At 44.9% G+C, this 26,135-nt stretch carries 18 protein-coding genes; 7 read left to right on the top strand and 11 right to left on the bottom strand.

The window, feature by feature from the left end:
* Window positions 1-95: 95 nt before the first annotated feature.
* The 6 genes from LCH52_01965 to LCH52_01940 form a co-directional block, all read right to left on the bottom strand.
* The gene (locus tag LCH52_01965; GenBank protein MCA0387241.1) at window positions 96-1,853 is read right to left on the bottom strand and encodes a hypothetical protein; all 1,758 of its coding nucleotides are present in this window, start codon (window positions 1,851-1,853) and stop codon (window positions 96-98) included.
* Window positions 1,853-3,031 (bottom strand): hypothetical protein, encoded by a 1,179-nt coding sequence (locus LCH52_01960; protein ID MCA0387240.1) that lies wholly within the window; start codon window positions 3,029-3,031, stop codon window positions 1,853-1,855. Before LCH52_01960 ends, LCH52_01965 begins: the two co-directional genes overlap by 1 nt.
* Before the next feature lie 378 nt (window positions 3,032-3,409).
* Window positions 3,410-6,790, bottom strand: a complete 3,381-nt coding sequence (locus LCH52_01955; GenBank protein MCA0387239.1) for a S8 family serine peptidase — start codon at window positions 6,788-6,790, stop codon at window positions 3,410-3,412.
* A 222-nt stretch (window positions 6,791-7,012) separates the two neighbouring features.
* Window positions 7,013-8,119 carry an alkene reductase gene (locus tag LCH52_01950; GenBank protein ID MCA0387238.1) on the bottom strand — a complete coding sequence of 369 codons (1,107 nt, stop codon included), beginning with the start codon at window positions 8,117-8,119 and terminating at the stop codon, window positions 7,013-7,015.
* A gap of 144 nt (window positions 8,120-8,263) precedes the next feature.
* Entirely contained in the window at window positions 8,264-8,614 is a 351-nt protein-coding gene (locus LCH52_01945; protein ID MCA0387237.1) for a DUF5615 family PIN-like protein, read from the bottom strand.
* Window positions 8,611-8,856: a DUF433 domain-containing protein gene (locus LCH52_01940; GenBank protein MCA0387236.1), complete on the bottom strand. Its 246-nt coding sequence runs from the start codon at window positions 8,854-8,856 to the stop codon at window positions 8,611-8,613. The genes LCH52_01945 and LCH52_01940 overlap by 4 nt, the downstream gene beginning before the upstream one ends.
* 198 nt (window positions 8,857-9,054) lie before the next feature.
* On the opposite strand from LCH52_01940, the gene LCH52_01935 reads away from it, so the two are divergent.
* The 3 genes from LCH52_01935 to LCH52_01925 are packed head-to-tail and all read left to right on the top strand — an operon-like array spanning window position 9,055 to window position 13,271.
* A complete protein-coding gene (locus LCH52_01935) occupies window positions 9,055-11,574 on the top strand; it encodes a ligase-associated DNA damage response DEXH box helicase (protein ID MCA0387235.1) in 2,520 nt (839 codons plus the stop codon).
* Window positions 11,575-11,597: 23 nt separating this feature from the next.
* A complete protein-coding gene (gene pdeM, locus LCH52_01930) occupies window positions 11,598-12,257 on the top strand; it encodes a ligase-associated DNA damage response endonuclease PdeM (GenBank protein ID MCA0387234.1) in 660 nt (219 codons plus the stop codon).
* A gap of 51 nt (window positions 12,258-12,308) precedes the next feature.
* Window positions 12,309-13,271 (top strand): GDP-L-fucose synthase, encoded by a 963-nt coding sequence (locus tag LCH52_01925; GenBank protein MCA0387233.1) that lies wholly within the window; start codon window positions 12,309-12,311, stop codon window positions 13,269-13,271.
* A gap of 85 nt (window positions 13,272-13,356) precedes the next feature.
* On the opposite strand, the gene LCH52_01920 is transcribed toward LCH52_01925, so the two are convergent.
* Window positions 13,357-13,974: an HAD family phosphatase gene (locus LCH52_01920; GenBank protein MCA0387232.1), complete on the bottom strand. Its 618-nt coding sequence runs from the start codon at window positions 13,972-13,974 to the stop codon at window positions 13,357-13,359.
* Window positions 13,975-14,050: 76 nt separating this feature from the next.
* Here LCH52_01920 and LCH52_01915 point away from each other — a divergent pair, with 76 nt between their 5' ends.
* The gene (locus LCH52_01915; protein MCA0387231.1) at window positions 14,051-14,989 is read left to right on the top strand and encodes a DUF4922 domain-containing protein; all 939 of its coding nucleotides are present in this window, start codon (window positions 14,051-14,053) and stop codon (window positions 14,987-14,989) included.
* Between the two features lie 70 nt (window positions 14,990-15,059).
* On the opposite strand, the gene tkt is transcribed toward LCH52_01915, so the two are convergent.
* The 3 genes from tkt to LCH52_01900 all read right to left on the bottom strand — a co-directional run bounded on the left by tkt (window position 15,060) and on the right by LCH52_01900 (window position 17,867).
* Window positions 15,060-17,039, bottom strand: a complete 1,980-nt coding sequence (gene tkt / locus LCH52_01910; GenBank protein ID MCA0387230.1) for a transketolase — start codon at window positions 17,037-17,039, stop codon at window positions 15,060-15,062.
* Window positions 17,040-17,149: 110 nt separating this feature from the next.
* Entirely contained in the window at window positions 17,150-17,605 is a 456-nt protein-coding gene (locus LCH52_01905; protein ID MCA0387229.1) for a hypothetical protein, read from the bottom strand.
* Complete coding sequence (locus LCH52_01900; GenBank protein ID MCA0387228.1) at window positions 17,595-17,867, bottom strand: hypothetical protein; 273 nt, start codon at window positions 17,865-17,867, stop codon at window positions 17,595-17,597. Before LCH52_01900 ends, LCH52_01905 begins: the two co-directional genes overlap by 11 nt.
* Before the next feature lie 231 nt (window positions 17,868-18,098).
* On the opposite strand from LCH52_01900, the gene LCH52_01895 reads away from it, so the two are divergent.
* Entirely contained in the window at window positions 18,099-20,261 is a 2,163-nt protein-coding gene (locus tag LCH52_01895; GenBank protein ID MCA0387227.1) for a PEGA domain-containing protein, read from the top strand.
* Window positions 20,262-20,276: 15 nt separating this feature from the next.
* Window positions 20,277-21,074, top strand: coding sequence for a formylglycine-generating enzyme family protein (locus LCH52_01890; protein ID MCA0387226.1), 798 nt, complete (start codon window positions 20,277-20,279; stop codon window positions 21,072-21,074).
* A 9-nt stretch (window positions 21,075-21,083) separates the two neighbouring features.
* Here LCH52_01890 and mutS read toward each other — a convergent pair whose 3' ends face one another.
* Entirely contained in the window at window positions 21,084-23,696 is a 2,613-nt protein-coding gene (mutS, locus tag LCH52_01885) for a DNA mismatch repair protein MutS (GenBank protein MCA0387225.1), read from the bottom strand.
* 214 nt (window positions 23,697-23,910) lie between these two features.
* On the opposite strand from mutS, the gene LCH52_01880 reads away from it, so the two are divergent.
* On the top strand, window positions 23,911-26,133 hold the full coding sequence (locus LCH52_01880; GenBank protein ID MCA0387224.1) for a methyl-accepting chemotaxis protein: 2,223 nt from the start codon (window positions 23,911-23,913) through the stop codon (window positions 26,131-26,133).
* Window positions 26,134-26,135: the final 2 nt, after the last annotated feature.

Raw genomic sequence — 26,135 nt, 5'->3', positions numbered from 1 at the left:
ACTTCAGAACCCCGGAACTTCAGTATCTATATGTCTCCGAAGTTCCGAAACTCTGAAGTTCTGAGGCTATGAGGCTCTGCAACTGCGTTGCTCCGCTACTTTACAAGCATCATCTTCTTCACACCGGTGTAAACAGGTACCCCTTCTGATGATCTGATATCTATCTTGTAAAGGTATATTCCACTCGGAAGTTCATCTCCGTTAAAAACTGTTTCATGATATCCTTCCTGCAACACTCCATCATGCAACACTCTGACTAACTCCCCCGTTATTGTGTAAACCGTCAGTATCACTCTTCCGGGTGACTTCAACCTGCATCCTATTACGGTTGAAGGATTAAATGGATTAGGATAGTTGTTGAACAATTCATAATCCATCACCACCTGATGACCCTCTCCTTTTATCCCAACCGGAATTATTCGAATCTCCTCACTTGATTCAGAGATGTTCCCCTGATGGTCTCTTGATTTTGCTTTTATGAAATAACTCCCTGAGAAGCCCGGCAATACCATCGTAAAACTTGTGTCTGTTGTGGTTGATATCAGTTTCGTGGAATCGGGTGTAAATCCGGGGAGGGTGTCTCCGTAGAGATGATAATCTCTGAAATCACTCTCATGGTTTTTTTTCCATGCTAATGATATTGTGTCACCCGATACTTGAGGGAAGAAACCTCTCGGTTCAAGAGGGGCAAGATCAAGATAAGTGTATGTTTTACCCTCGCGTCCTCCGTACAAACCTATGTCACTTCTGGTTCCGTCAGGGTCTTTTACGAGCGTGTCTCCCGAATCAATAAGTGGAGAGTAAGCCTGAAGATGATAATCTTTAGTCTCGTCAACGAACATCGGAAACCGGGTTATGTTGGAGATGGTGTCGATCGGTGGACCACCCGTCGATCGCCAGTTCACCCCGTTGTTCCAGAAGTTATTGAACCTTAGGGGGCTTTGATCATCAAAACCATAGTATTTCGCACCTGAAATATAGTTGTTGAAAGCATCACGGTAATTCGAGTTACTGTATGTATAAATCCCTTTGCCGAAATTACCCACATACACATTATTGCTTATTGTATCGGGCCCAAGATCTGAACCAATGCTGTATTCTGTTACATTTTTGAACAGACTAACGATCAGGTTATTATGAATGCGTGAGGGCCGGTTGAAGGCATAGAAAGTAATATTGAAATTGTCGCTTAGAGGATTGTATGGGGCAGCCACGAGTATGTTCTCGTAAACATTAGCATTTGCAAGAATTGCAAGATAAATTGCGTGTGAATATGTTGAGATAACATTATTATTTACTTCTATGTTGTGAACCTCGACAAGTATGCCATCCCTGCAAGAGTCAATCACGCTATTGGATACCCAAGCCGTGTCAATATCACTGTAGTCAAATGCGAATATATTGATTGCCGCACCACAAAAAGTAATCTTCACATTATCGATTTTGATTCTTCTGGCTTGGCCTTCATTTCTGTACGAGAAAATGGCATAGTTCTGACTGTTAATCATCCCCCAACCGACAATTTTTAGGTTACCAAGAAAACACATATTCTCCATTATGACGCCGGCTGTGGAATCCTGGGGAGTTTGTATCCATGTATTATCCCAACCCGAACCCAGCAGCACAACCCCCGGGTTGAACCGTACAACTTCTCTGAATATCCCATCCCCTGCCACTATGGTATCACCGAAGTTTGAGATTCGCATAGCTTTCATAATACTGTCTGCTGCCGTCTCCCAACTTGTATATGGTGGGGTACTGCTTCCGGTTTTGCTTACATATCGCTTCTCCGCACTTACATTCGCCACTGCGAGTATAAAAACAAAAAATATGATTATTCCTCTCTTTGTCATTACTCTCCCACTCTCCCCGAAGTTCTGACAGTCAGATCATATTTAACTGTGTTCACCTCGCCGCGACTGTACTTTACAGGATAATAACCGGCGATCAATTCCGACGGTGCCCCGAGTCCCTTCAAAATGGCCAGGAGCGTGATCCTCGAATGATAACTGTCGATTGAACGGGGCTCTAACATTGTGATCAGACCATTCATATCAGGTTGTATTTTGCGCATTTTAGCCAGGTATGCAGTCAGTTGAAGATCCCTTTCCAAAGGGTAGTTAATAAAATAATGTTCCCAGAGTTTTTGGTCGAACACTTCAACATCTTTCAAAGCAATTTCGGCATTCCCGAGCCAGACAACCCTGAGCTGAATCCTTGTTCCTTCACTCAGATATGAGTCTTCCACTTCAATTCCTGGTAATAATGTGGTTGGGGGAAGCTGTAGATCACCCCTTCCCATGGCGTCTGACTGAAGTGACCCGTAATTGTAGTCGAGACTGATCTCCGTGTACTCACTACCGAGCATGTTCTTGGTTACGACTTTCTCTGCAAGAATCGTTGAGTCGGATCCGCGCTTTGCTATTGCCTGTACCTTACAGACCTCATCCCCCGGTCCTGTATTCTGAATCATCTTAAGCCTGAACACAGCGGTATAATAAATCAAATCATTCGTTAGATACTTGTTCGTGTAAACATAATTTTTGTATTGGCCGTGGTTTGGTCCGTCTATGAATATCGTGTTGATGTTTACTGTATCGGTTCCGGTACTCACACCATCGCTTAGTGTCATCCCGAATTTTTGCTTCAGACCGATTTCAGTGCTCAGATATGGTATAATATTTTCACCCGGGATCCAGCGGGAATACAGGGCATTGCTAAAATAATATACCCAGTCAGCATTGGATGGATGGAATACGGTATCTATCACAGAATCGTTTAACGCAAAAATATAAGGAAAATACTTGAGGCTGTCGAAATTGGAAACTTGATTGATTTCCGGGATGGATACTACAGCGCGCTGTATTACCGTATTGAATCCAAGAGGTTTTAAGATTGAGTAATCATAGAGGGTGAAATTTTTACTAGGTGAGGAATTCAGGTATGAACCGGTCAGAATTGAATCCGGTGCTTGCCCTGATATATTTAATGTCAGAAACAACAAAAACAGTTGCAACTGTACGGTCTTCATAATTTGCTCCGCGTATCGTTAATAGATCATCAAAAATATTCACGGAACCCTGCTTTAGGTTCCGAAAACAGAATCCGGCTGAATGGTCTTAATGCTGATTCATATCTTAGCGAAGAAAATTAATCCACTTGCATACTTAAACTGAAAACAACATCCGTCCCAAAGAGACAAATTACCGTTTCGATTAAATTAACATTGATTTATTAATAACCAATAGTACAAATATAAATTATTTAATTGAATCAGGAAAGCTTTGTTCTGTCTTATATTCGTGGAGACTTGTGGCTTCCAGGTCTGCTGACAACTGACAACAAAAAAGGCTGCCCCCTTTTAGAACTTCAGAACTCCGAAGTTCCGAAGTTCTGAGGTTCCGGGGTTCTACTTCATTAAAAGCATCTTGTTCACAGAAACAAACCTGCCCGCCCGCAGTTCACACAGATATATTCCGCTTGGGAACCGGGAAGCATTGAAGTTCACCGAGTGGTATCCCGCTTCCATCTGTTTGTTTATCAGGGTTTCGATTTTCTCACCTGACGAATTATATACGACAAGCGTAACGGGCACTGAAACAGGTAAACTGAATCTTATAACGGTGGATGGATTGAACGGATTGGGATAGTTCTGATCAAGTGAGAATTTATCAGGGAGTGTAAGATCCACATTTACCATATCTGAAAAGGAGACGGTTCCGTCATTGTCCATTTGTTTCAGGCGATACTGATATTGCCCGGCAGCAATTCCGTTATCTGTAAATGAGTAGTCGTTGCGTGTGGTGGTGGTTCCCTTTCCCTTCACAAAGCCCGCTTTCTCCCAAATTCCGTTCCCGCTGTTTCTTTCAATTTCAAAGCCAAAATTATTGGTTTCAGTTGCGGTTGTCCAGTCCAGTCTTACCTGTCCGTTGGATACGCTGCCGGTGAAAGAAACAAGTTCAACGGGTATTTCCGAAGAGTTAATCATCGTTACTTTTACCGTATCAATGGGTTTTACGGGATCATTCGATCTGACAAGAAGATCCATTGTGTATGTCCCGAGCGGGATGCCGACTGCCGACATTGCGAGTCTGACCGCTGAGGAGTTCCCGTTGTATAACAATCCCGCCAGATTTGTTGCCGTTATCCATTCGGGTTGAGCCTGAAACCGCACAGCGAGGTTGTTCTGGATGAAAGATGAATTGTAGGCGGCACCAAGTCCCGTGCTCCCCGTCTGATTTTCAATTCCGACAGAACTTGAGGTAAGCGTGCCTGTCATGTTTTGATACTGATAAACGATTTTCCCCGAATTAAAGAGAATAATCTGAAAGTTCAGGCTTGATGTTGCACTCGCGTAGTTTTTCCAGTTTTTATACTGAATAATTGTCTTGTCAGGGGAGTTTTTGTAGAAAACCTGTCCGCCATCGGTTCCATCCAGGTCATCCCAAAACGCAGCCATAAGTCCGTTCGGATTTGCAGAATTTGGAATTGTCGCATTTGTGAAAGAGTTGACGGTCGGTACTTCAAAACTCACAAAACCGTTTGAGCCGGCATAAACTGTCGAGGTGGTCAGCCCGTAAAACTTAAAGTTGAATCCCAGGTTTACGGCGGCGTAGCCTTCATCTTTTGCGTTGTAGGTACCTGTCTGAATCCAGTTTGTAAGTTCCGTTCCTGTGGTTGAGATATCCTCCCAGTTGAATACAGGTCCGTTTGGTTCCCGGCTGTCGGTCCATTTGTATCCGGCGGAATCGGGTCCACCGGCACCCTCGATTGCATACCCGAATCTTGATTCAGGCTTGTTTTTATCAGCAAATTTAATTATCTGACTAAAGTCATCTTTATTGACCCCCAATAATGACAGGGAGAGACTCCCCTGAGGGAATGTGTTGTTTATCATTTCAACACTGTATGAAAGTGTTGAAGGGTTTGCCGAAGAATTGGTGATAATTATCGAATCCACTGCCGATGTACCCGACTGTATTGTCCTGATCAGGTTCCTCGTCGAAACCAGAAGCGAAGGGGCTTGAAGTGTTGTCCCCGATGCGGAATTTGATATCAGGGAAGTGTTGCCCCAGTTGTCCTGTGATCGAATGGCAAAATATTGAGTGGTCGAGAAAGGAAGATTTCCTGCAACAAGAGCTTCCTGCTGACCCGAAGGTTTTGGACTTCCCTGAAAAGCCAAAGGAGTGGCATTCTCAAAATCTGTCTGGGTTAATATCGGTGAAGTTGCTCTTCTGATTAAATATGAGACCACACCGTTTCGTGAGGTATCTGCCGGTGCTGTCCATGTCAGTTTGAGACTGCCCGAAGTTGGTTCTGAAACTGCAAGATCTGTAATCCGGGTTGGTGGCACTGTGTCAGGTGGAGTTCCGACTGCAAGAACTGCGTTATAAACATTTAATCTCCCGCCCGTTACAGTCTGACCCAAAAGAGCAGGAATCGGGTCGGTCGCATCCAAAAGATACTGTTTGAAGAGGAGAGCCGTTGCTCCCGGATTGGTTCTGTATGCCTGCAGAAGTCCGGGATTTGCAGCAGATATCATAAGTGCAATTGCACCTGCAACCGTGGGGGTTGCCATCGAGGTTCCCGTTTTGGTTGTGTATGTGGATGTCTGGTCAGTCGAGAGAACTGATGTTCCGGGTGCGCCGAGATCGATCGTTGTCAGACCGTACCCTGCACCTGAATTGCGGGTGTCAGTTCTTGTTGTGTTCGTAACGCTTACAAGCCAGTTGCTTGGGCATGCAGTCGGGATGTCTCCCTGAAGATCAATGTTGATACCGAGATTGGCGGTGGCACCGCAGCTTAGAATGCCGTATTTACCAAGAGAGTCATACATGGCGCACCAGATAGGATAATTAACAGGCTGTCCATAATCCACACCGAAAGAGGAGTTGGTTGAAACCACGAAAGCTCCCTTTGCTCCGTTTGTTTCGTTATAAGTTGCTCTGTGTTCAAGTGCAAAGGCATACGCAGCAACAACGGTTGCCTCTGAGGACGATGACCCGGCAATAATCATCACCTTGGTTTTCCAGTTTACACCCGATACCCCAAGGGCATTGTTTCCTCTTGCGGCTACAATTCCCGAGACATGCGTTCCGTGACTGTCACCGCCGGGGGTGCCGTTGTTTGAGTAGGCGTTCCAACCGAGATAATCGTCAACATAACCGTTCTGATCATCGTCAATGCTGTTGTTTGGAATCTCAAAACGGTTCACCCAAAAGTCGAGGTCGGGGTGGTTAAGTTGTGCCCCGCCGTCAATCACAGCTACCACTATGGTATCTCCCAACGCTGTTACCCCACCTGTGGCATAGTCCCAGGCTTCCGGGGCATCTATATCAGCATCGGGAGTTCCGCCGCTTTGGCCTGTGTTGTTAAGTGCATACTGTTCATTGAATCTCGGATCATTCGGGAGGGTGCTTCTTTCGTCTGTCTCTTTTGGTGCCGAAGCATCAGGGTTTCTTTCCATGTAATTTCGGTCATCCCTTATATCCATATAGTGGTTATACTGCACAATGCTCACCAAAGGGTGGTTTCTAAGAGAGAATAAAACATCGTCCCCGCTGGCTTTTTGGGTATTGTAACTCATCAGCCAGATGTTCATTCTTCGGGAGAGGAGTCTCTCCGTTTTCAGATCAAATGATTTGAAATCAGGAACCACATTCGATGCTTCCGCAGCAGGTTTCAACTGAATGATGATTTCACCGGGAACAAGGTCACCGCCTCTTTGTGCATAACCGGATGTAAAAAGAGAAATGGAAACGACAAGGAAGAGAAAGAAAGATTTTAACACAACTTCACCAAATAAGTTAAGAGTAAAACCCAAAGATATGAAAAAAAGGGAAGTTGTCGCTGTTTCATAAAAAAGGCTGCCCGTTAAGAGACAGCCATAAAATTTAGTTGTAGTTTCGTTTCCGACCCCCGAATGATTTTGGGGGCTATTGGTAATGTATGCCACTCTGTGACTTCGCTACTCCGCTACTTTATCAGAACCTCAGCCATCAAAAATTCAGCCTTAAGCCCTCAGAGCTTCAGCCATCAAAGAGGGATAATCCGTATATCCTTTTTCGCCGCCGCCGTAAAAAGTCTCTTTACCCATCACCTCATTCAACGGGGCATCGAGTCTGAACCTTTCGGGGAGGTCGGGATTTGAGAGGAAAGGTACACCGAAAGAGACGAGATCGGCATCACCCGCTTCAATTACCGCATTTCCCTTCTCTTTGTTGTATCCGCCGTTAATTATTATGGTTCCGTTATACAGCGGTCTGAATGTTTTTGCAACTCCCTGCTTAAATATCTGATATTGAGGAAGTCCGTCTATTGGAGCGAGGGGTTCCATTAAATGCAGATACGCGAGACCGAACCGGTTCAGGTTTTTTATTACAAAACCATACGATTCAACCGGATTCTCATCAAGCATTCCGCTTGTTACACCACCGGGGGAAAGTCTTATCCCGACTCTCTCTGCACCAACGGCTTTAACTACAGCTTCCACCACTTCAAGAGCGAATCTTCCCCTGTTCTCTACACTTCCGCCATAAATATCGTCTCTTTTGTTGCTGTTTGAGTTGATAAACTGGTCGACAAGATATCCGTTTGCGCCATGAATTTCCACACCGTCGAATCCCGCCTCCATGGCAAGAAGTGCAGCCTTGGCATAATCGTTGATTACCATCGGGATTTCGTGAAGTTCCAGAGCCCTTGGAGTCTCGAGATCGAGCATTCCCTTGTGGGTAAAATGTTTACCGGTGGCTCCTATTGCCGAAGGGGCAACGGGTAAATTACCATTGTGGAAAACGGGGTGGGAGATTCTGCCTACATGCCAGATCTGGGCGAAAATTCTGCCCCCCTCTTCATGTACTGCGTCTGTTACCATTTTCCAGGCTTCTGCCTGCTCCGGTGTATGAATCCCCGGTGTCCAGGGATAGCCTACACCCTGTTCCGATATTTGAGTTCCCTCGGTGATTATCAATCCGGCAGAAGCACGCTGACTGTAGTATTTTGCCATCAATTCCGTGGCAAGATTTTGCGGAGCGCGACTTCTTGTCATCGGTGCCATAACCATTCTGTTCTTAAGATTAAGTCTGCCAACCGTTACTTCTGATAAAAGATTCTTTTCCATTTTGTTTCCTGATTTTAAACTGTGAATGTCAATATGTGTTATAACATCTATTTTTCAAGGTTGGTTCCATTCAGGGAAATATTGTTTGGAGAGGGGGGTAAGATTAAATTTTGATGTCTTGTGATATCGGTCAGGTGTTTTTAACTATATTACTGTATATGTATTGTCTTTAAGGGGGATAACTTTGTTCTGAAGAGTGGATAATTGAAAATTATTGAGCAACCATTCCATTTTCTTTCTAAGAGTGTGAGTATTTGGTTGCCTTAATGCCAGGATTGCTACACCACAGTGGCTGGAAAAATTCCATGGAACAGTATGGAAAAAGTCCTTGTCAGTTGTGACAAAAAAGGCGGATTTTCCTTGAGCGAGTTGAAAGACTTTGTCATCCTCCAAACCTTGATGTTCCGTATTTCGCAAATCCCAGACAGTATATCCTGCTGATGTCAGAAGTTGAGTTATGCTGAGGGGGATATTTTCATCAACGAAAACATTCATGAAGCGAGATTTTCGTAGTTAAGCGTTTCGAAACCGGCAAGATAACTGCCATAACCTATGGCAGCGACAATATCTTCTCTTGTCAAGCCCGGGTATTCATTAAGAATTTCTTCGAATGATTGTGCTGCTGCGAGAAAACCAAGAATGAGTGAAACCGGAATTCGAGTATTGCGAATTACCGGTTTACCGTGGCAGATACCGGGGTTTATCTCTATTCTTTCCAAAATTTCTTTGTTACTCATAGTAAATTCCTTTTTACAAGTTTAACACTTTTTATCACCGAAAATACAAAATTATTTGAACACAAACCAATCAATACCTTCTCGCACTATTCATTAGCCCTGACAAAATCCTTATTCATCAAAAATAAATTTGAACTATTGCAGTAAAACCGTTATTTTAATATTATTCAAGAATTATTCCACGGTGAGGAAAACCCGATAGTCGATTCTTACGGACACAAGCGAGTAAAGAAGTGGTTCAAGACCATGAAGTGGAGACCTTTCCCTTTTCAGGAGGAGGCATGGACTGCATACTGTGAGGGTAAAAGCGGACTGATTCATACCTCCACGGGTACGGGGAAAACATACGCAGCTCTCCTCGGACCATTAATCGAGGAGATGAACTCCCCTGACTTCAACAAAAAAATAAAAGCCGCCAAAAACGAAACTCCGAAAAAAAAGGGACAAAAGCAGGATCGGATTTTATCTTCCTCGCCGCCAATAAAACTGCTTTGGATTACTCCGCTAAGAGCCCTTGCTAACGATACTCTTAAGTCGATCGAGCTTGCAACTGCCGGACTTTGCCCTCATTTCAGTGTCGGGATGAGGACGGGTGACACTTCCCAATCCACGAGGAAACGACAATCTGAAAAGCTTCCAACAATCTTCATTACAACTCCTGAATCCCTCTCGCTGATGATATCATACCCCGGATTTGGGGAGAGATTTTCGGGACTCAAAGCAGTGGTGATTGACGAGTGGCACGAACTGCTTGGGTCAAAACGGGGAGTTTTGACGGGACTTGGTCTAAGCAGAATCCGTTCAGCAGCTCCCGCCGTCAAAATATGGGGTGTATCCGCCACTCTGGGAAATACTGCCACCTCGCTGGAAGTTTTACTCGGAGATCATACAGGGGAAAAGGTGGTGATCGGGTCGGGGAGTGCAAAGGAAGTGGAGATGGAAACGGTTTTGCCCGAAGTGATCGAGAGGTTCCCCCGGGCAGGGCACCTTGGAATTACAATGCTTGAACCTGTGATTTCAATAATTGAAAAATCGGGCTCTTCACTTCTTTTTACCAACACACGGTCACAGGCGGAAATCTGGTATCACAACATTCTCGATCAAAAAACTGAGTGGGCGGGGATGCTCGGCTTGCACCACGGATCCATGGATAAAGAGAGCAGAAATGCAGTGGAGAAACTCCTTGCCGAGGGGAAAATGAAATGTGTCGTCTGCACATCCAGTCTCGACCTCGGAGTCGATTTTTCTCCCGTTGACACGGTAATACAGGTCGGCTCCCCCAAAGGGATAGCACGCCTGCTGCAACGGGCGGGGAGATCGGGGCATCAGCCCGGAGCAAAAAGCAGAATTTATTGTGTTCCCACAAACTCCTTTGAACTGATTGAGTTTGCTGCTGCAAGAGCCGGGATGGCAAAAAACAAAATAGAGCCCCGCATTCCCATTGAAAAGCCTCTCGATGTACTCGCTCAGCACATCGTCACAGTAGCTGCAGGTTCGGGATTTGAGAGTGCAAAACTCTTCGCCGAAGTGAAGGGGTCATGGTTCTACCGCAATCTCACGGAAGAGGAGTGGGACTGGACTATGGAGTTTGTAATTCAGGGAGGAAGAGCCCTCAGGGCATATAAGGAATATTCCAAACTGATAAAACGGGATGGAGTTTTCACAGTTGTGGATGAAGCCTTGAAACGAAGGCACAGAATGTCGATAGGTACCATAACTTCTGAATCGGAAGTGGTGGTCAAGTTTATGAATGGTGGAACAATTGGCACCCTGGAGGAAAGTTTTGCGGCAAAACTGAAAAAAGGGGACTCGTTCATTTTCGCAGGAAGGACTCTCGAATATCAGAAAATGAAAGAGATGGTGCTCTATGTGAAAAGTTCGGAGAAAAACAAAGGTCCTATTCCCCAGTGGATGGGAGGCAGGATGCCCCTTTCGACAGAACTCGCAAGTGAAGTAAGAATTAAACTCAGAGAGGCGCTTGAGGGGGAAATAAACAGCGTCGAAATGTCGGCGATTGCGCCACTTCTTAAGCTTCAAAAAAAATGGTCGGCGATTCCCGTCGAAGATGAACTGCTGATAGAAACGAAAAAGACGGTCGAGGGGTACCACATCTTTTTTTATCCGTTTGAAGGGAAGCTGGTGCACGAGGGACTTGCATCACTCATTGCCCACAGGCTGTCGAAAATGTCCGCGGCATCCTTCTCTATCTCCACAAATGATTACGGCTTCGAGATTCTCTCAAACCATGAATATGACCTCGACGGGGAGGCTCTCGGGTACCTTCTTTCGACAGACAATATTGTAGAGGATGTGCTGGAGGTGACCAATACTTCTGAAATGGCGCGGCGGAAGTTCCGCGATATTGCGAGAATTGCAGGTCTGATTTTTCAAGGATATCCCGGCAGCAGTAAAAAACCAAAACAGATTCAGGCTTCTGGCTCCCTTTTGTATGAGGTGCTGACGAAATATGATCCCGGCAATCTTTTGATACAACAGGCATCGAGGGAGGTGCTTGAATCACAACTTGAAGAAAAACGGATGATTTCAGCAATAAAAAAAATGGCTGAAAGCAGAATAAAGATCATAAAGATTCCGTATATCTCGCCCTTGGCTTTTCCTCTTCTTGTGAACAGATTGAGGGAAAAGCTGACGAGTGAGAAGCTCGCCGACAGAATAGCAAGACTTGTAGCGGGACTCGAAACTGCCGCCGAAAAGTAAGTATTTCGTAAATTGCACACCTGATGTTAAATTTTCCATCCATAAAAATTTTCGATTCATCGTTTATTGCCCTCCCGCAGAGAGCTGTTTACTGGCTTGAGGAAGAGACCCTGCTCGTATCAGATACACATTTTGGAAAAAGTGCAGCGTTCAGAGCCACGGGAATTCCCATTCCCGAGGGAAACACAAGGGACGACCTCAAAAGATTAACGGATGCACTTCAACTGACACAGGCAAAAAAGGTGACTTTCCTCGGCGACCTCATCCACCACAGAGCTTCAAAAACCCCCGAAGTGCTGGCTTTGCTAAGCGACTGGTTTAACGCAAAAAGGGATGTGGAGTTTACCCTTCTTATGGGGAATCATGATGTTTCATCCGATGGAATACCCGAAATTTCGCAAATAAAGGTGTTTCAGGAACTGATTGTCAGGGACAAATTCCTTTTGAAGCACTATCCCGAACCAAGGGAGGGTTATTATGTGCTGTGTGGTCACCTCCATCCCGGCATTACTCTTAAAGGGAGGGGAAGGGAAAGACTCAGGCTCGGCTGTTCCCTCTTCAGCAAAAAGATGGCGGTGCTTCAGGCATTTGGTTCCTTTACGGGTAATGCAAAAGCGGAAATTCAGGCAGGCGATACAGTTTTCATGGCTCACGACGGGGAAGTGTTCACGGTTAAGTTCTAAAACATCATTTTTTGGTATATTTGTATGTCAAAACATGGAAATTTAAGGTAAATGCAAAAAGAGAACTTCAAAAACAAAAAAGTATTCATCGCAGGCTACAAGGGTATGGTTGGTTCAGCCATCACCCGCAATCTTCAATCCAACGGATATACAAATCTTCTTCTCGCCGACAAAGACGAGGTCGATTTGATGCGTCAGGAGAGCGTCGAATCTTTCATGGCAAAACAGAAACCCGATGTGATGGTGATTGCCGCTGCAAAGGTGGGAGGAATCCTCGCAAACAATACCTACCGTGCCGAATTTTTATACAATAACCTGATGATCGAGGCAAACCTCATCCACGCAGCACACCAAAACGGCTGTTCAAAAGTGGTTTTTCTCGGAAGTTCCTGCATTTATCCTAAACTTGCTCCCCAGCCCTTAAAAGAGGAATCACTTCTTTCGGGCTACCTCGAATATACCAACGAACCGTATGCCATCGCTAAGATAACCGGCATAAAACTTTGTGAAAGCTATTACAAACAATACGGCTCAAACTTTTTCTCAATGATGCCGACAAACCTTTACGGCTACTACGACAATTTTGATCTGAAAACCTCGCATGTTCTCCCCGCTTTGATGAGAAAATTTGATACCGCGGTGAAGGAAGGAAGTGACAAGGTTGAGTTGTGGGGGACCGGCACACCAAAAAGAGAGTTCATGTTTGTTGACGACCTCGCCGGTGCAATCAGATTTGCGATCGAGAACATTAATGCCTCCGACCTTTACGACAATGGCATTACACACCTGAATGTCGGAACAGGCGTTGATCTTATGATCTCCGAGCTCGCCTCGATAATCGCCTCCGTCACAGGATTTAAAGGCGAAGTGGTTTATGACTCAACCAAACCCGACGGTACCCCAAGAAAAATAATGGATGTGTCGCGCATTAATGCCCTCGGCTGGAAGCATAAAACCTCACTCGAAGAAGGCATAAAACTTACTTACGACTGGTACAAGCAACACAAGATGTAACAATGACCCCGTCAGGGGTTTTGTATGGATAGAGATGAATACCCCCCAGAATCAATGGCCCCGGATGGGGTCTTGTATGGGTAACTTAAATCATTATTCCCAGATTTTTGAGATTATCGATTAAATCATTGTAATTAATAAACCGGATTGCCTTCCACCCGCAATTACGGGCACCCTCGGCGTAATCCATTATGTCGTCGATAAAAAGATGTTCTTCCGGTTTCAATCCCGAATATTTTTCGACTGCCCTGTAGATTTCCGGTTCGGGCTTCACATGTCCGATCTCATGCGAGAGGAAAAGTTTCTCAAAGTGACGGAGGAACTTAAAATTCTCATATCCGTATTTTTTATGGACAGAATTGGTGTTTGAGAGAAGGAACAGCCGGTAATTTTGTTTCAGTCGTTCGAGCAGCTCCACAACATCATAATTGATCGAGAATATTTCCGAGTAGATATAACAAAACTTCTCCCTGTCGATAATCCCCTCAACCTCACCCGCTTTCATAAGCATCGTAATAAATTCATCCTCACTCATCTTTCCCGCTTCAAACGCTCTGAAATGGTGGTAGTTTTCCTTAACAAACTCCATTACCTTGTCACCCGAGCCCGGTTTTAAAAGATTCAGTCTGTTCAGGGCAAAATCGTAATTAAAAGGGATTAAAACCATCCCGAGGTCGAAGACCACTGCCTTTATTTCTGTCATTTTTCACACTGTCAATTTTTTGATCTGCAAAGATATCCATAATTTTGCAGATTCAATTTTATGGAACCGGATTAAAATGTCAAAATATTCAACAGAAGCAAAAGAACTTTTAGAGAGGCAAAAAAAAGACTGGGACTGGTGCGTTAACGGTTACGGAAGTCTTGCCACGGTGATAACACACGAATTCAAGTATGACGGATTTTCGCTGAAAGTACAGTACAACCCCGGAAGAATGATCTCCACTTCTGCTAAAGTGGACCCCAAAAGCATTAAAGAGAGGAAATGTTTCCTTTGCGAGGAGAGTCTCCCCCCCGCTCAGGAAAGACTCGAGTATAAAAACGGATACAGAATACTGGTAAATCCTTTCCCGATTTTTCCGGAACATTTTACAATACCCAACAAAGAACATCTTCCACAGCAGATTTCAGGCAATTTTGAAATGCTCCTCACTCTTGCAGAAGATCTTGACGGCGATTATACGGTTTTTTACAACGGACCCAAATGCGGCGCCTCCGCTCCCGATCATTTCCATTTTCAGGCGGGAACAAGAAATTTCATGACCGTTGAAAATGATTTTGATTCACTAAAAGCAAAATACACGGTAGCTTCCCGGTCGGTTTCAGGCGTAACCGTTTCAGGGATTGATGACGGTATCCGGAAAATGATATTTCTCGAAGGAAAAGAGCCAGACTCCGTTTCCGCAGAGTTTTACAAAATTTACGAAAAATATAAAGCTGCCATGCATCTCGACGAAGAGCCCTTATTGAATATCATAGCATGGCACGATGGAAACGGGTTTAAGGTGGTGGTCTTTTTGAGGGAGAAGCACCGTCCCCGTCGCTATTTCGCAGAAGGGGAAGAGAGAATCCTCCTTTCACCCGCATCAGTTGATATCGGCGGAGTGGGTGTAATTCCCGTGGAAGACGATTTCAACAGGATCACACAGGAAATCCTGACTGAACTTATGACTGAGGTCTTTGTCAGCAGGGAAGTTCTGATTAAAGTAATGGAATAAAATAAAAAACGCCGTTACTTGAAGGCATCAGAACCATCGGGTAACGGCGTGAAAAAATATATTTATATTCTTATTTGTTCGCAGCCTCAACGATTTTTTCAACCGTAATCCCGAACTTGTCATAGAGGATTCCGGCAGGGGCTGAAGCACCAAAATGATCGAGGGAGATTTGTTTTCCTCTGCTCCCTGTATATCTTTCCCAGCCAAAACCTGTTCCGGCTTCAACCGAAACGCGATTCTTCACTTTATCGGGGAAGATGCTTTGTTTATACTCGTCACTCTGGAGTTCGAACAGTTCCCACGAAGGGAAACTTACAACGCTCACCTTTTTGCCCGCTTCGGTCAGTTTTTCACCTGCTTTTACCGCAAGTTCAAGTTCCGAACCAGTTCCGATAAGGATTACATCGGGAGTTCCTTCGCAGTCCCTCACTACATAAGCACCTTTAGCGAGATTTTCAGCCGGTTGTGCTTTCTCCTTGATAACGGGCAAACCCTGACGGGAAAGAACAAGTGCAGTTGGACCGGTCGTGTTTTCAAGAGCTGCCTTCCAGGCATAAACTGTCTCGTGACTGTCAGCCGGTCTGATCACTGTCAGACCCGGAATCATCCGAAGACTTTGAATATGTTCCACAGGCTGGTGGGTCGGACCGTCCTCACCAAGTCCGATGCTGTCATGAGTGAACACATAAATTACCTGAAGGTTTTGCATTGCAGCAAGACGGACAGCGGGCCTCATATAGTCGGAAAAAACGAGGAAAGTGCCGCCAAAAGGAATTATTCCGCCGTACATTGCCATACCGTTCATCACTGCACCCATTCCATGCTCGCGAACGCCATAATGGAGATTCCTCCCTTTTCTGTTGGCGGGTGAAAATGAGGGCAATTCCTTAAAATCGGTGAGATTCGACTCGGTTAAATCAGCAGAACCGCCAAGCAATGTCGGGTATGCCTTATCCAGAGTGTTTATCACTTTTTGCGATGAGGCTCTGGATGCAAGCTTTTCCGAAAGGTCGGGGAACATCGATTCGTCAACCGGAAATTCTCCTTTGAGTCCGTCACCTAAAACGAGATCAAGAAGTGCCGCTTCTTCGGGATACTGCTTTTTGTATTCAACAAAAATGTTGTTCCAGGAAACCCAGGCTTTTATTTTCTCTTCAACTGCTGTGGCGAAGTGTGTCCTCACTTCATCGGGTACCGTAAAAGGTTCGGAGTATTCCCATCCAAGATGCTTTTTGGTCAGCTCTATTTCCTTCTCTCCGAGAGGTGAACCGTGAGCTTTTGCTGTATCCTGTTTGTTGGGACTGCCGAAACCGATATTCGTTTTGGTAATCACGAGACAGGGGCGGTCGCTGCTTCTGGTTTCGTGAAGAACCATCCTGAGTCTGTCCAGCTCATTCACATCATAAACATTATAAACATTCCAGCCGTAACTTAAAAATCTCTTTTCAGTCTCGTCGGTAAATGAAAGGGATGTTTTTCCGTCGATCGAGATTCCGTTGTCGTCATAAAAAAGGATGAGGCGGCTGAGTTTCTGGTTCCCGGCAAATGATGCAGCTTCGTGGGAAATCCCTTCCATCATGTCACCGTCACCGCAGATGGCATAAACGAAATGATCGAATATTTCAAATCCCGGTTTGTTAAATTTCGCAGCCATAAACTCATAAGCGAGTGCCATTCCTACAGCGTTGGCAACCCCCTGACCCAACGGACCGGTTGTTGCCTCCACACCAGCTGTGTGACCTCTTTCGGGGTGACCGGGTGTGAGACTCTCCCATTGTCTGAAATTTTTAATGTCATCGAGCGAAAGACCAAACCCCGAAAGATGAAGAAGGGAATAGAGTAGCATGCTCCCGTGTCCGCCGGAGAGAACGAATCTGTCTCTGTTTATCCAGTGCGGCTCCTTGGGATTAAAGTTCATCACTTCATTAAAAAGGAAGTACCCGAGCGGGGCAAGACCCATCGGCGCACCCGGATGCCCGGAATTTGCTCTCTGAACAGCATCCATTGCGAGGGTACGAACAGTATTTATCGATAAATTGTGAATATCCAAAACGACTCCAAATCAAGAAAATAATAAAAACAGAACAACAAATATACTAAACGGGGAGGTTATGCCGGCTTGGTGATTTCTTCGATTGGTGAGGTGTCGCAGCCCTTCGTTTAGATCAGATTGTTGATTTTTAAATTTTGGACAAATGATTTAAAAGAATCTTCCAATCCCATAACATTGCTCTTCATCAGTTCATACTCAAGCCGAAATGAGTAACCGTGATAGACTATGTGTCTGAACTTGCGCAATTTTTTGTAAATAAGCACTTCTGACCCTCGGAATAATACCGGAGTCTTTTGATCATCAGGTTCAATAAAGAGATTGAAAAGATCAGCATGCCAGTTTTCCCCTTTTGGAAGTGGCCTGCCACTGATCTTCATGATTCGCTTCATGATGTTTTCAACACCGTTGTAGAACTGTGCAATAAAGGATGCCAACGCAGCTTTGGTTCTGATGTCAGGTTCATGGTCAGAGTATTCCCTGATAATACCTGTAATTTCATTTAAGATTTTTTCAATTGACTCAATCTCAATACGGATTGGCTCCAACTGCTCATCACTGTACATAAATCAGCCTTCCAGTCTTCCGGATATAATCTGAAAACCTGTCATTACCGTACAACTTAACAAGATCAACTTTTACATCGAGTTCTTCTTCCAGTCGTACAGCAAGATCAAGGATATCTCCTTTCGCCTGACCATCTATAGCTATGTCGAGATCATTCGCATCAGTGAAGCTTTTGGCGGCACTTCCAAAAAGGATTAATTCTTTTACTCCAAATTCACGGCAAACAGAAACTGCTTTATCAAGAGATTTTTGTGTAATCATTTACAAATACCAATTTTTGAGTTGTTCAAGATAATAAATTAATCTGAATTAGAGTAAGGTACAACAAATCACAGATGATTTTTAGAGCCATTAGGTACAACAGTAGTTCTCATTTCCTCTGATCTTTTATGAATATGAAACACTTCACAAAAGTTGTTGTTTCTTCTTTTGCATATTTCCCCTCCCCCTCCAGGATTTGGCAAATACCCCCTAAATGGTTAAATTTTAGGTTTGATAATCAATCTTTACTATAAACACAATTCCGGTACCATGAAACTTCAAACCATGTTCGTAAAAACGCTTTTTTTGGCAGTGATACTCTTATCCATGCCGGTTCTTTCAAATTCTCTTCTCACTCAGGGCGGGGACATTGTGCAGAGCGTTTCAATTCAGATTTCACCTTTTGACGCTCAATGCAAAATAAACGGAACGGTCGTGGTGCCTGCGGAAGTGAAAAAACTTCCTGTGGGTGAATACTCGGTGGAACTGACAAAAGCGGGTTACAAAACATATAACAACAGGTTTACTGTTTCGGAGAACAACCGCCACTTCATTTTTATAATGGAACCTGAGAATATTACGGGATTGCTCGTAAAAACCACACCCCAGGGTGCCTCGGTTTATATTGATGATGAATTAAAGGGAACCAGCGATGCGGGATATCTCCTTCCTGTAAAGAAATATACCGTGAGGGTAGAGATGGACAAATATCTTCCTGTGGTTCAGACCATTGACGGAACTTCTCCTGCAAAACTTTATACCCTCGACTTGAAACTGGTTAAAAACACCGGATTCCTAAAGATAAACTCGAATGCACAAAATCTGATTGTCGAAATAGACGGTGAGATAGTGGAACAGCAACAACAGTATGAACTTGTTGCCGGCACTCACCGGATCAGGGTGACCGGAACGAATTATTCGGAATACAGGACAGAAGTAACCATAACCCGGGGGAAAACCACTTCCATAAGGGCGAATATCGAGAAACTGACGGGTGTTTTACAGCTTAATGTAACCCCCGCAAACGCACTCGTTATGATTGGCAAGGCAAATTACGAAAGCATCAAAACCCTTGAACTTGAACCCGGAAAATATCTTGTTTCACTTTCCGCAGATCTTTATGATTCATACAGCACCGAAGTTACAATTCAAAAAGGGAAAACATCCTGGTTAAATGTGAACCTGAAGAAAAATGCGGGAGTTTTGGCAGTTACAAGAAAACCCGATATTGTACGGATAAATGTTGATGGTGTTGATTACGGCGCTGTAAACAGAGTCGAACTCTCCCCCGGCGAGCACCTCCTGACTGCACAGATTGATTCATCATGGTACCCTTTTTCACAAAACATCTCCGTGGCAAAAAACAAAACCACAAATGTGAAAATTGATCTTAAGAGAATAAAAGGGACTTTCCTGTTCAATTCGGTTCCTTTTACGAGCAAGGTAAAACTTATACAAAATTTTGAGAAGAAATTTGAGTTTACCGGCACAAAAATTATTGAAGAACTGCCCATCGGGGATTACACGGTTGTTGTAACCTGCGAAGGACATAAAGGATTGAGAAAAGAGATTACAATTCTTGAAAACAAGTCGTATGCCTTCGATCTGAAACTTGAACCGGGAAGCGATGACATGCTGGTTTCAGAAATGGTGAAAAACAGATTTGTGTTGAACAAAATTGACCGCGGCTATTTCTACATGGGTGCCACGCAAGAACAGGGTTCGAGCGCAAGGATGGAACAGCCTGTCCGTCTCGTGGCAATAGATCAGTTTTATATTGGAACAACCGAGGTTTCGCGTGCCCTTTGGGAGGAAATAACCGGGAGCGACCCCTCAATATTTGCTGCGGGCGGAGACAAAGCAAAACTCCCCGTCGAAAATATTTCGTGGCTCGAAGCTGTGGCATTTTGCAACAAATTGAGCGAGAAGGAAGGACTTACTCCCTCATATAAAATTGACGGGGATTCCGTCATCTGCGATTTTAATGCAAACGGATTTAGACTGCCGACCGAGGCTGAATGGGAGTTTGCCGCGAGAGGTTCGGACTCTCTGAAGCAGTTCCGTTTTTCCGGTAGCAATTCACCTGAAATTGCCGGATGGATAAATTCCAATTCCGGCAGAAAGACCAATGCTGTCGCGCAAAAAACCAAAAACTCCAACGGTTTATACGATATGACGGGAAATGTCGCTGAATTCTGTAACGACTGGTACGATAAATACAATCCGAACGAAATTGCAAATCCAAAAGGACCGCAATCAGGAAGAAAAATCGTTGTAAGAGGCGGAAGCTGGAACTCGACAGAGGGTAAATCGAGAGTCGCCGCCCGTGATTCGTTGGGTATGGGTCAGAAAAAATCGACCACCGGTCTTCGCCTCGTCAGAAAAGGCAATTAACCCCTTGCGACACGAATGAAACTCCTCTTCACAGCGCTGGTTATTTCCCTGTTCTCATTCTCCTTTGTGAATGAAGAGAGAGGGGCTCAGCCGCTTGATCTGATTTTTGTGGAGGGAGGAAGTTTTGCCATGGGTTGTTTCGATCCCAGAATCCCGTGTGATGATGATGAATCGGAAATGAGGGATGTTACAGTTTATGCTTTTTATATCTCGACAACCGAGATAACCCAGGGATTGTGGGAGGATGTAATGGGAAACAATATTTCCATAGTGCGTGAGCCTTCACTTCCTGCAAACAACATAAGCTGGTACGATGCCGTAAAGTTTTGCAACAACCTGAGCCTCAAATACAATCTGAATCCCTGTTACACAATCCGCGGACAGAAAGTCACCTGCAATTTCAAAGCGAACGGCTACAGGCTTCCGACCGAAGCGGAATGGGAGTACGCTGCACGGGGTGGAAAGTCGGGCAAAATGAAACTTTTCAGCGGAAATGATGATCCTCTACAGGTGGGGTGGTACAGAGAGAATTCGAACGGAAAAATGCGTCCGCCGAAGCAAAAATCCCCCAATGAACTCGGAATTTTTGACATGTCGGGAAATCTTTGGGAGTGGTGCTGGGACTGGTATGCTCCCTACTCGGGTGAGCAGGTTATTGATCCCAAGGGACCTGATAAAGGAACGGGAAAAGTGCTCCGCGGTGGAAGCTGGAATTATGACAGCAAATCCGCAAGAAACTCAAACAGATTTTACACATCACCCAACTCGAGATCTGCCACTTTTGGATTCAGAGTTGTGAAGAAAGTCGGATAGGTTTTTCCGTCAGTCCTTTAGCTTTTTCTTCAGTTCATCGAGCTTGTTCAATGCCTGAACGGGAGTAAGCTCCTCAACTTTTATGTCTGAAATCTCCTTCCTCAAGGCATCATCCGTGAACTCAAAAAGAGACAGTTGATAAAATCCCTGTTCTTCCTGTTCCTTTTTAATCTTTCTTGCCTTTTTTACTTCATACGGAGTCAGTTCCTTGCTTTCGAGGTTTGCCAGAATCTCTTTTGCCCTCGAGGTAACTTCCAGAGGGAGTCCCGCCATCATGGCGACCTGAATACCGTAGGAGTGGTCTGCGCTTCCCGGTGAGACTTTGTGAAGGAAGATAACCTTGTCATCGTATTCCCTTACCTGCACCCTGTAGTTTTTGATTCGGGGGAATATCTCCGCCATCTCGTTCAATTCGTGATAGTGTGTGGCAAAAAGGGTTTTTGCAGCGCAACGGGGATTTTCGTGAAGGTACTCGGTCATCGACCAGGCGATTGACAGTCCGTCAAAAGTACTGGTGCCCCTCCCGATTTCATCGAGAAGGATGAGGCTTTTGCCGGTTGCATTATTCAGGATGTTTGCTGCCTCCTGCATCTCGACGAGGAATGTGCTCTCGCCGGCGGTGATGTTGTCACTTGCCCCTACACGGGTGAAAATTCGATCAACAATTCCGATTTCGGCTTTTTTTGCAGGGACAAAGGAACCGATTTGTGCGAGCAGCACAAGCAAACCAAGTTGACGGAGATAAACCGATTTTCCAGCCATGTTGGGACCTGTGAGCACAATTATCTGATCCTTTTCACAGTCGAGCAGGTAATCGTTTGAGGTAAACTTCTCTCCCGGAGGCAGTATTCTCTCAACCACGGGGTGACGGGAATCGTATATTTCTATCTTTTTTGACTCGGTAACGAGAGGTTTCACATAGTTGTACTCAACCGCAGCTTCCGCAAACGAGTTTAGACAGTCGAGCATTGCTATCAATTTCGCATTTTTCTGCACCACTTCCGTGAAGGAGGAAGTGTACATCCTTACATCGTTAAAAAGCTCTGCTTCGAGAGAGCGGATATTATCTTCCGCATGCAAAACCTTCTCTTCGTAAACCTTGAGATCGGGAGTAATGTATCTTTCGGCGTTCACGAGGGTCTGCTTCCTTATGTACTCGGGGGGTACCTTTTCCCTGTGAACATTACTGATTTCGATGTAGTAACCGAATACACGGTTGAAACTTATCTTAAGAGATGATATTCCCGTTCTTTCCCGTTCCACTTTCTGGAGGTCGGTGATCCAGTCCTTCCCCGAATAGAGGATCTCCCTCATTTCATCGAGTTCGATGCTGTATCCACGCTTGATTACCCCTCCGTCAGCGAGAGAAAGCGGAGGATTATCGGAGATTGCCTCATCAATTTTTGCAGTTACATCGTTTAGAGGTACGAGTGACTCCCTCAGACGGTTCATAACGGGATTGTCGATCTCGTATAAAATTTTGATAATCTCCGGGATTTCGAGCAGGGAATACTTGAGTGAGACAATTTCCCTTGGGGTGGCTCTCCCCGTGCAGATTCTTGAGATCAACCTCTCGAGATCCCCGATGTTCGACAGGTTTTTTTTAAGTTTCTCCCTCGTCTTCTTCACATTGTAGAGAGCCTCAACAGATTCCTGTCTTTGAAGTACCGGTTCAAGTTTTGTGAGGGGGGAGGATATCCATTTTTTAAGGAGTCGTCCACCCATAGGGGTTTCGGTTTTATCTAGTACCGCAAAAAGTGTCCCGTCTTTCCCACCGTCTGCCATCGAATAGGTAATCTCAAGGTTTCGTTTGGTTGACCAGTCGAGGACCATATACTCTAAAGGGTTATAGACCGAAAGTTTGGTCAGGTGGGTCAGGTTCGCTTTTTGTGTCTCCTGCAGATAGTGGAGCACTGCACCTGCAGCCGGCAGAGCGATCTCCATTTCACTCGCTCCATATCCCTTCAGATTAACCGTTCCGAAGTGTTTCAGAAGAATTTCCTTTGCATACTCACGGTTAAAAATCCAGTCGTCAAGTTTGGTTATTCTTGCTTCGCTGCCAGAGGAAGAGAGGAGGGCGGTGACAACATCCTTCGATTTTCGCGGAGAGAGAACTTCAGCCGGGGCAATCACACCGATCTGGTCGGTGAGGTGAGCCGTCTCCACTTCGAAGAGGGAAAAATCGCCAGTGGAAATGTCGCAGAACGCAACCCCTGAAACAGGATCTGCAAAATTCACAGCCATCAGATAATTGTTTTTCTTCAGATCGAGCACTTTGTCCGAGAAAACCACTCCGGGTGTAACAACTTCGATAACTTCCCTTTTCACTATTCCCTTTGCAAGTTTCGGGTCTTCCACCTGCTCACAGATTGCCACACGATAACCCGCTCTCACGAGTTTCGGGAGGTAGCTTTCCACTGCGTGGTGGGGGAACCCCGCGAGAGGCACATCACCTGCGGCACCATTTGCTCTTTTGGTGAGGGTGATACCTAGTACTTTTGATGCAATTCGTGCATCTTCTTCGAATGTCTCATAGAAATCTCCCATCCTGAAGAGGAGGACTGTATCGGGATTTGCCTGCTTTATCTTGAAATACTGAGCCATTAAAGGGGTTTGAGACATAGGGAATTATATTCTTTCGTGACGCTTCAAAGGTTGAAAAAATGCAAAATTGTTCTTTTTGAAGAAACTTTTAAAAATAATGATAAAAAATAATCATTTAGTTGGTTTTTATATTTGTATATGATTCAATTATTTAAGAAATTAAGTTTCTGTTTTATAATAGAATTCGTATTCCGGTTACATCATCAATCATTAAAAATTCAGGAGAGAAGCCGTGAAGCTTACTCTTAGGCGTAAAGTAATAGCACTCGTGCTGTTCGCCGCACTTTTACCGCTTGTTGTCACTCAAATCGCAGTTTTCCGCATAAAAGGAAATATAAGTGAGAGAACGGAAGCCGAACTTGATACTCTCGGGAGAGAGGCGCTCAAGCAGATAGTCTGGGATATGTACTCACTCTGCAGCACTTCCAACGATCTCATCCAGGAAAAGGTTGATCGTGCCCAGAAAATTGCATGGCAGATACTTGAAGCCGATGGCGGACTAAAGTTAAGCGGTGACAAGGTTGAATGGATAGCTATTGATCAATATACCAAAAAAAGCATCAAAGTTACCATCCCAAAACTGATGCTCGGCGGGAAGTGGCTCGGACAGGTCACTTCGTTCTCCACACCGGTTCCGATTGTCGACGAAATTCACAACTCAATGGGTGTGGTTTCAAGCGTTTTTCAGAGAATGAACAACGAAGGTGACCTGATCAGAGTGGCAACCAATGTTTCAACCAACTCGCAGCAAAGATCACTCGGAACATTTATCCCTGCCGTAAAACCTGACGGTACAAAAAACGAAGTGGTGGAAGCAATTCTGAAAGGTCAGAGCTACAAGGGAATCTCACTCGTTGGAAGCTCCTGGTACATCGCTTCATACGAACCCGTCTTTGATGACAACAAACAGATTATAGCGGTTCTCAGTGTTGGAGAACAGATAGAAGCAGTTCCCTCGCTCAGAAAAAACATCCAGTCTGTTAAGGTTGGTGAGACAGGTAAAGTTACCGTTTATGGCGCAACGGGTGAACGAAAAGGGAAATACCTGATTACCCAGGATGGTAAAAAAGAGGGTGAAAGTGCCTGGTACAACAAAGATGTCGATGGAAAATATTATGTACAGACATTGATTGATGAAGCTGTTAAATCTGAAGATGCAGTTTTCCACTCTTATATGTGGGCGGAACCGGGAAGTGGCAACGCGCCAAGGAGGAAAATATCGGTCGCAATTCACTTCTTTAGCTGGGACTGGGTGATTGTTGCCTCCACCTACGAGGATGAATATTACTCCGCCAAGGAGGGAATAGATGCCATAACCAAGGGATTCACTCTGAATATTTTGTTATGGACATTCGGAATCCTGACTCTCACACTTCTTGTTGGCTGGTATCTGAGCAACAAGATAACCGAACCGGTGACTCAACTGATTGGAAGTGTTGAGAAAATCGCGATTGGAGACCTGAAAGCAGGGAACGATTTCCTTGAGAAGTTTGAAACACAACATAAAAAATCTCTCAGCCTCGCAAAACTGTTCAAAATCGAAGACAGCGATGAATCACTGATACTCGTGGCTGCGGTGAAGAAGATGGCTAAAAACCTCTTCTCTCTTCTCAGTCAGGTAGGCTCTTCGGGAGTTCAGGTAAATTCGTCAGTTACACAGATTACCGCATCAGCGAGGGAACTGGAAGCCACTGTGGCTGAACAGGCAGCATCAATAAAGGAAGTCACTGCCACAGCAAAAGAGATACTTCAGACATCCAACAGTCTTTTAAAAACGCTGGAGGAAAACATTGGCAACAGTGTCGCAACCGCTGCCACCACTGCCCTTGAGGGAAGAAACAATCTTCAGACGCTCGAGTCCGCTATCCACCAGTTGATTAATGCAACGGGTTCAATATCCGCCAAACTTTCGATCATAAACACCAAAGCGAATAAAATCTCCTCTGTCGTAACAACAATCAACAAAATATCCGACCAGACGAACCTCCTCTCGCTAAATGCCGCCATAGAAGCGGAAAAAGCGGGTGAGTTCGGGAAAGGATTTTCTGTGGTTGCCAGAGAGATAAGCCGGCTTGCCGACCAGACAGCGATCGCAACTCACGACATCGAACACATGGTCAGGGAAATGCAGTCGTCAGTTTCCTCCGGTGTAATGGAAATGGATAAATTCTCTGAAGAGGTGAGGAGAGACAGCATTACTGTTTCATCCATCTCCGAGAGACTTAACGATGTAATCAACAATGTGAACGAACTTGCTCCCCATTTCGAGGAATTTAACTACGGAATGAGACGCCAGACAGAGGGTGCGGAGCAGATAAGCGAGTCGATGCAGCAACTCTCTGTTGCAGCCGAACAGACGAGAGAGTCGCTGCAGGAATTCAAATCGGCAACAAGCCAGTTGAACAGCGCAGTTTCCACTCTCAATGACGAATTACAACGATTTAAGACAAGCTAAGT

It is taken from the genome of Bacteroidota bacterium (genome assembly GCA_020161395.1).
GTDB lineage: Bacteria > Bacteroidota > Ignavibacteria > Ignavibacteriales > Ignavibacteriaceae > UTCHB3.
This window is presented reverse-complemented; position numbering and strand designations above follow the sequence as displayed.

Coding starts and splice junctions, on each gene's coding strand:
- LCH52_01925 (MCA0387233.1), top strand. CDS start 12,309: ATGCAAAAAGAGAACTTCAAAAACAAAAAAGTATTCATCGCAGGCTAC.
- LCH52_01900 (MCA0387228.1), bottom strand. CDS start 17,867: ATGATTACACAAAAATCTCTTGATAAAGCAGTTTCTGTTTGCCGTGAA.
- LCH52_01945 (MCA0387237.1), bottom strand. CDS start 8,614: ATGAATGTTTTCGTTGATGAAAATATCCCCCTCAGCATAACTCAACTT.
- mutS (MCA0387225.1), bottom strand. CDS start 23,696: ATGTCTCAAACCCCTTTAATGGCTCAGTATTTCAAGATAAAGCAGGCA.
- LCH52_01915 (MCA0387231.1), top strand. CDS start 14,051: ATGTCAAAATATTCAACAGAAGCAAAAGAACTTTTAGAGAGGCAAAAA.
- LCH52_01920 (MCA0387232.1), bottom strand. CDS start 13,974: ATGACAGAAATAAAGGCAGTGGTCTTCGACCTCGGGATGGTTTTAATC.
- LCH52_01890 (MCA0387226.1), top strand. CDS start 20,277: ATGAAACTCCTCTTCACAGCGCTGGTTATTTCCCTGTTCTCATTCTCC.
- pdeM (MCA0387234.1), top strand. CDS start 11,598: ATGTTAAATTTTCCATCCATAAAAATTTTCGATTCATCGTTTATTGCC.
- LCH52_01965 (MCA0387241.1), bottom strand. CDS start 1,853: ATGACAAAGAGAGGAATAATCATATTTTTTGTTTTTATACTCGCAGTG.
- LCH52_01960 (MCA0387240.1), bottom strand. CDS start 3,031: ATGAAGACCGTACAGTTGCAACTGTTTTTGTTGTTTCTGACATTAAAT.
- LCH52_01940 (MCA0387236.1), bottom strand. CDS start 8,856: ATGAGTAACAAAGAAATTTTGGAAAGAATAGAGATAAACCCCGGTATC.
- LCH52_01950 (MCA0387238.1), bottom strand. CDS start 8,119: ATGGAAAAGAATCTTTTATCAGAAGTAACGGTTGGCAGACTTAATCTT.
- LCH52_01905 (MCA0387229.1), bottom strand. CDS start 17,605: ATGTACAGTGATGAGCAGTTGGAGCCAATCCGTATTGAGATTGAGTCA.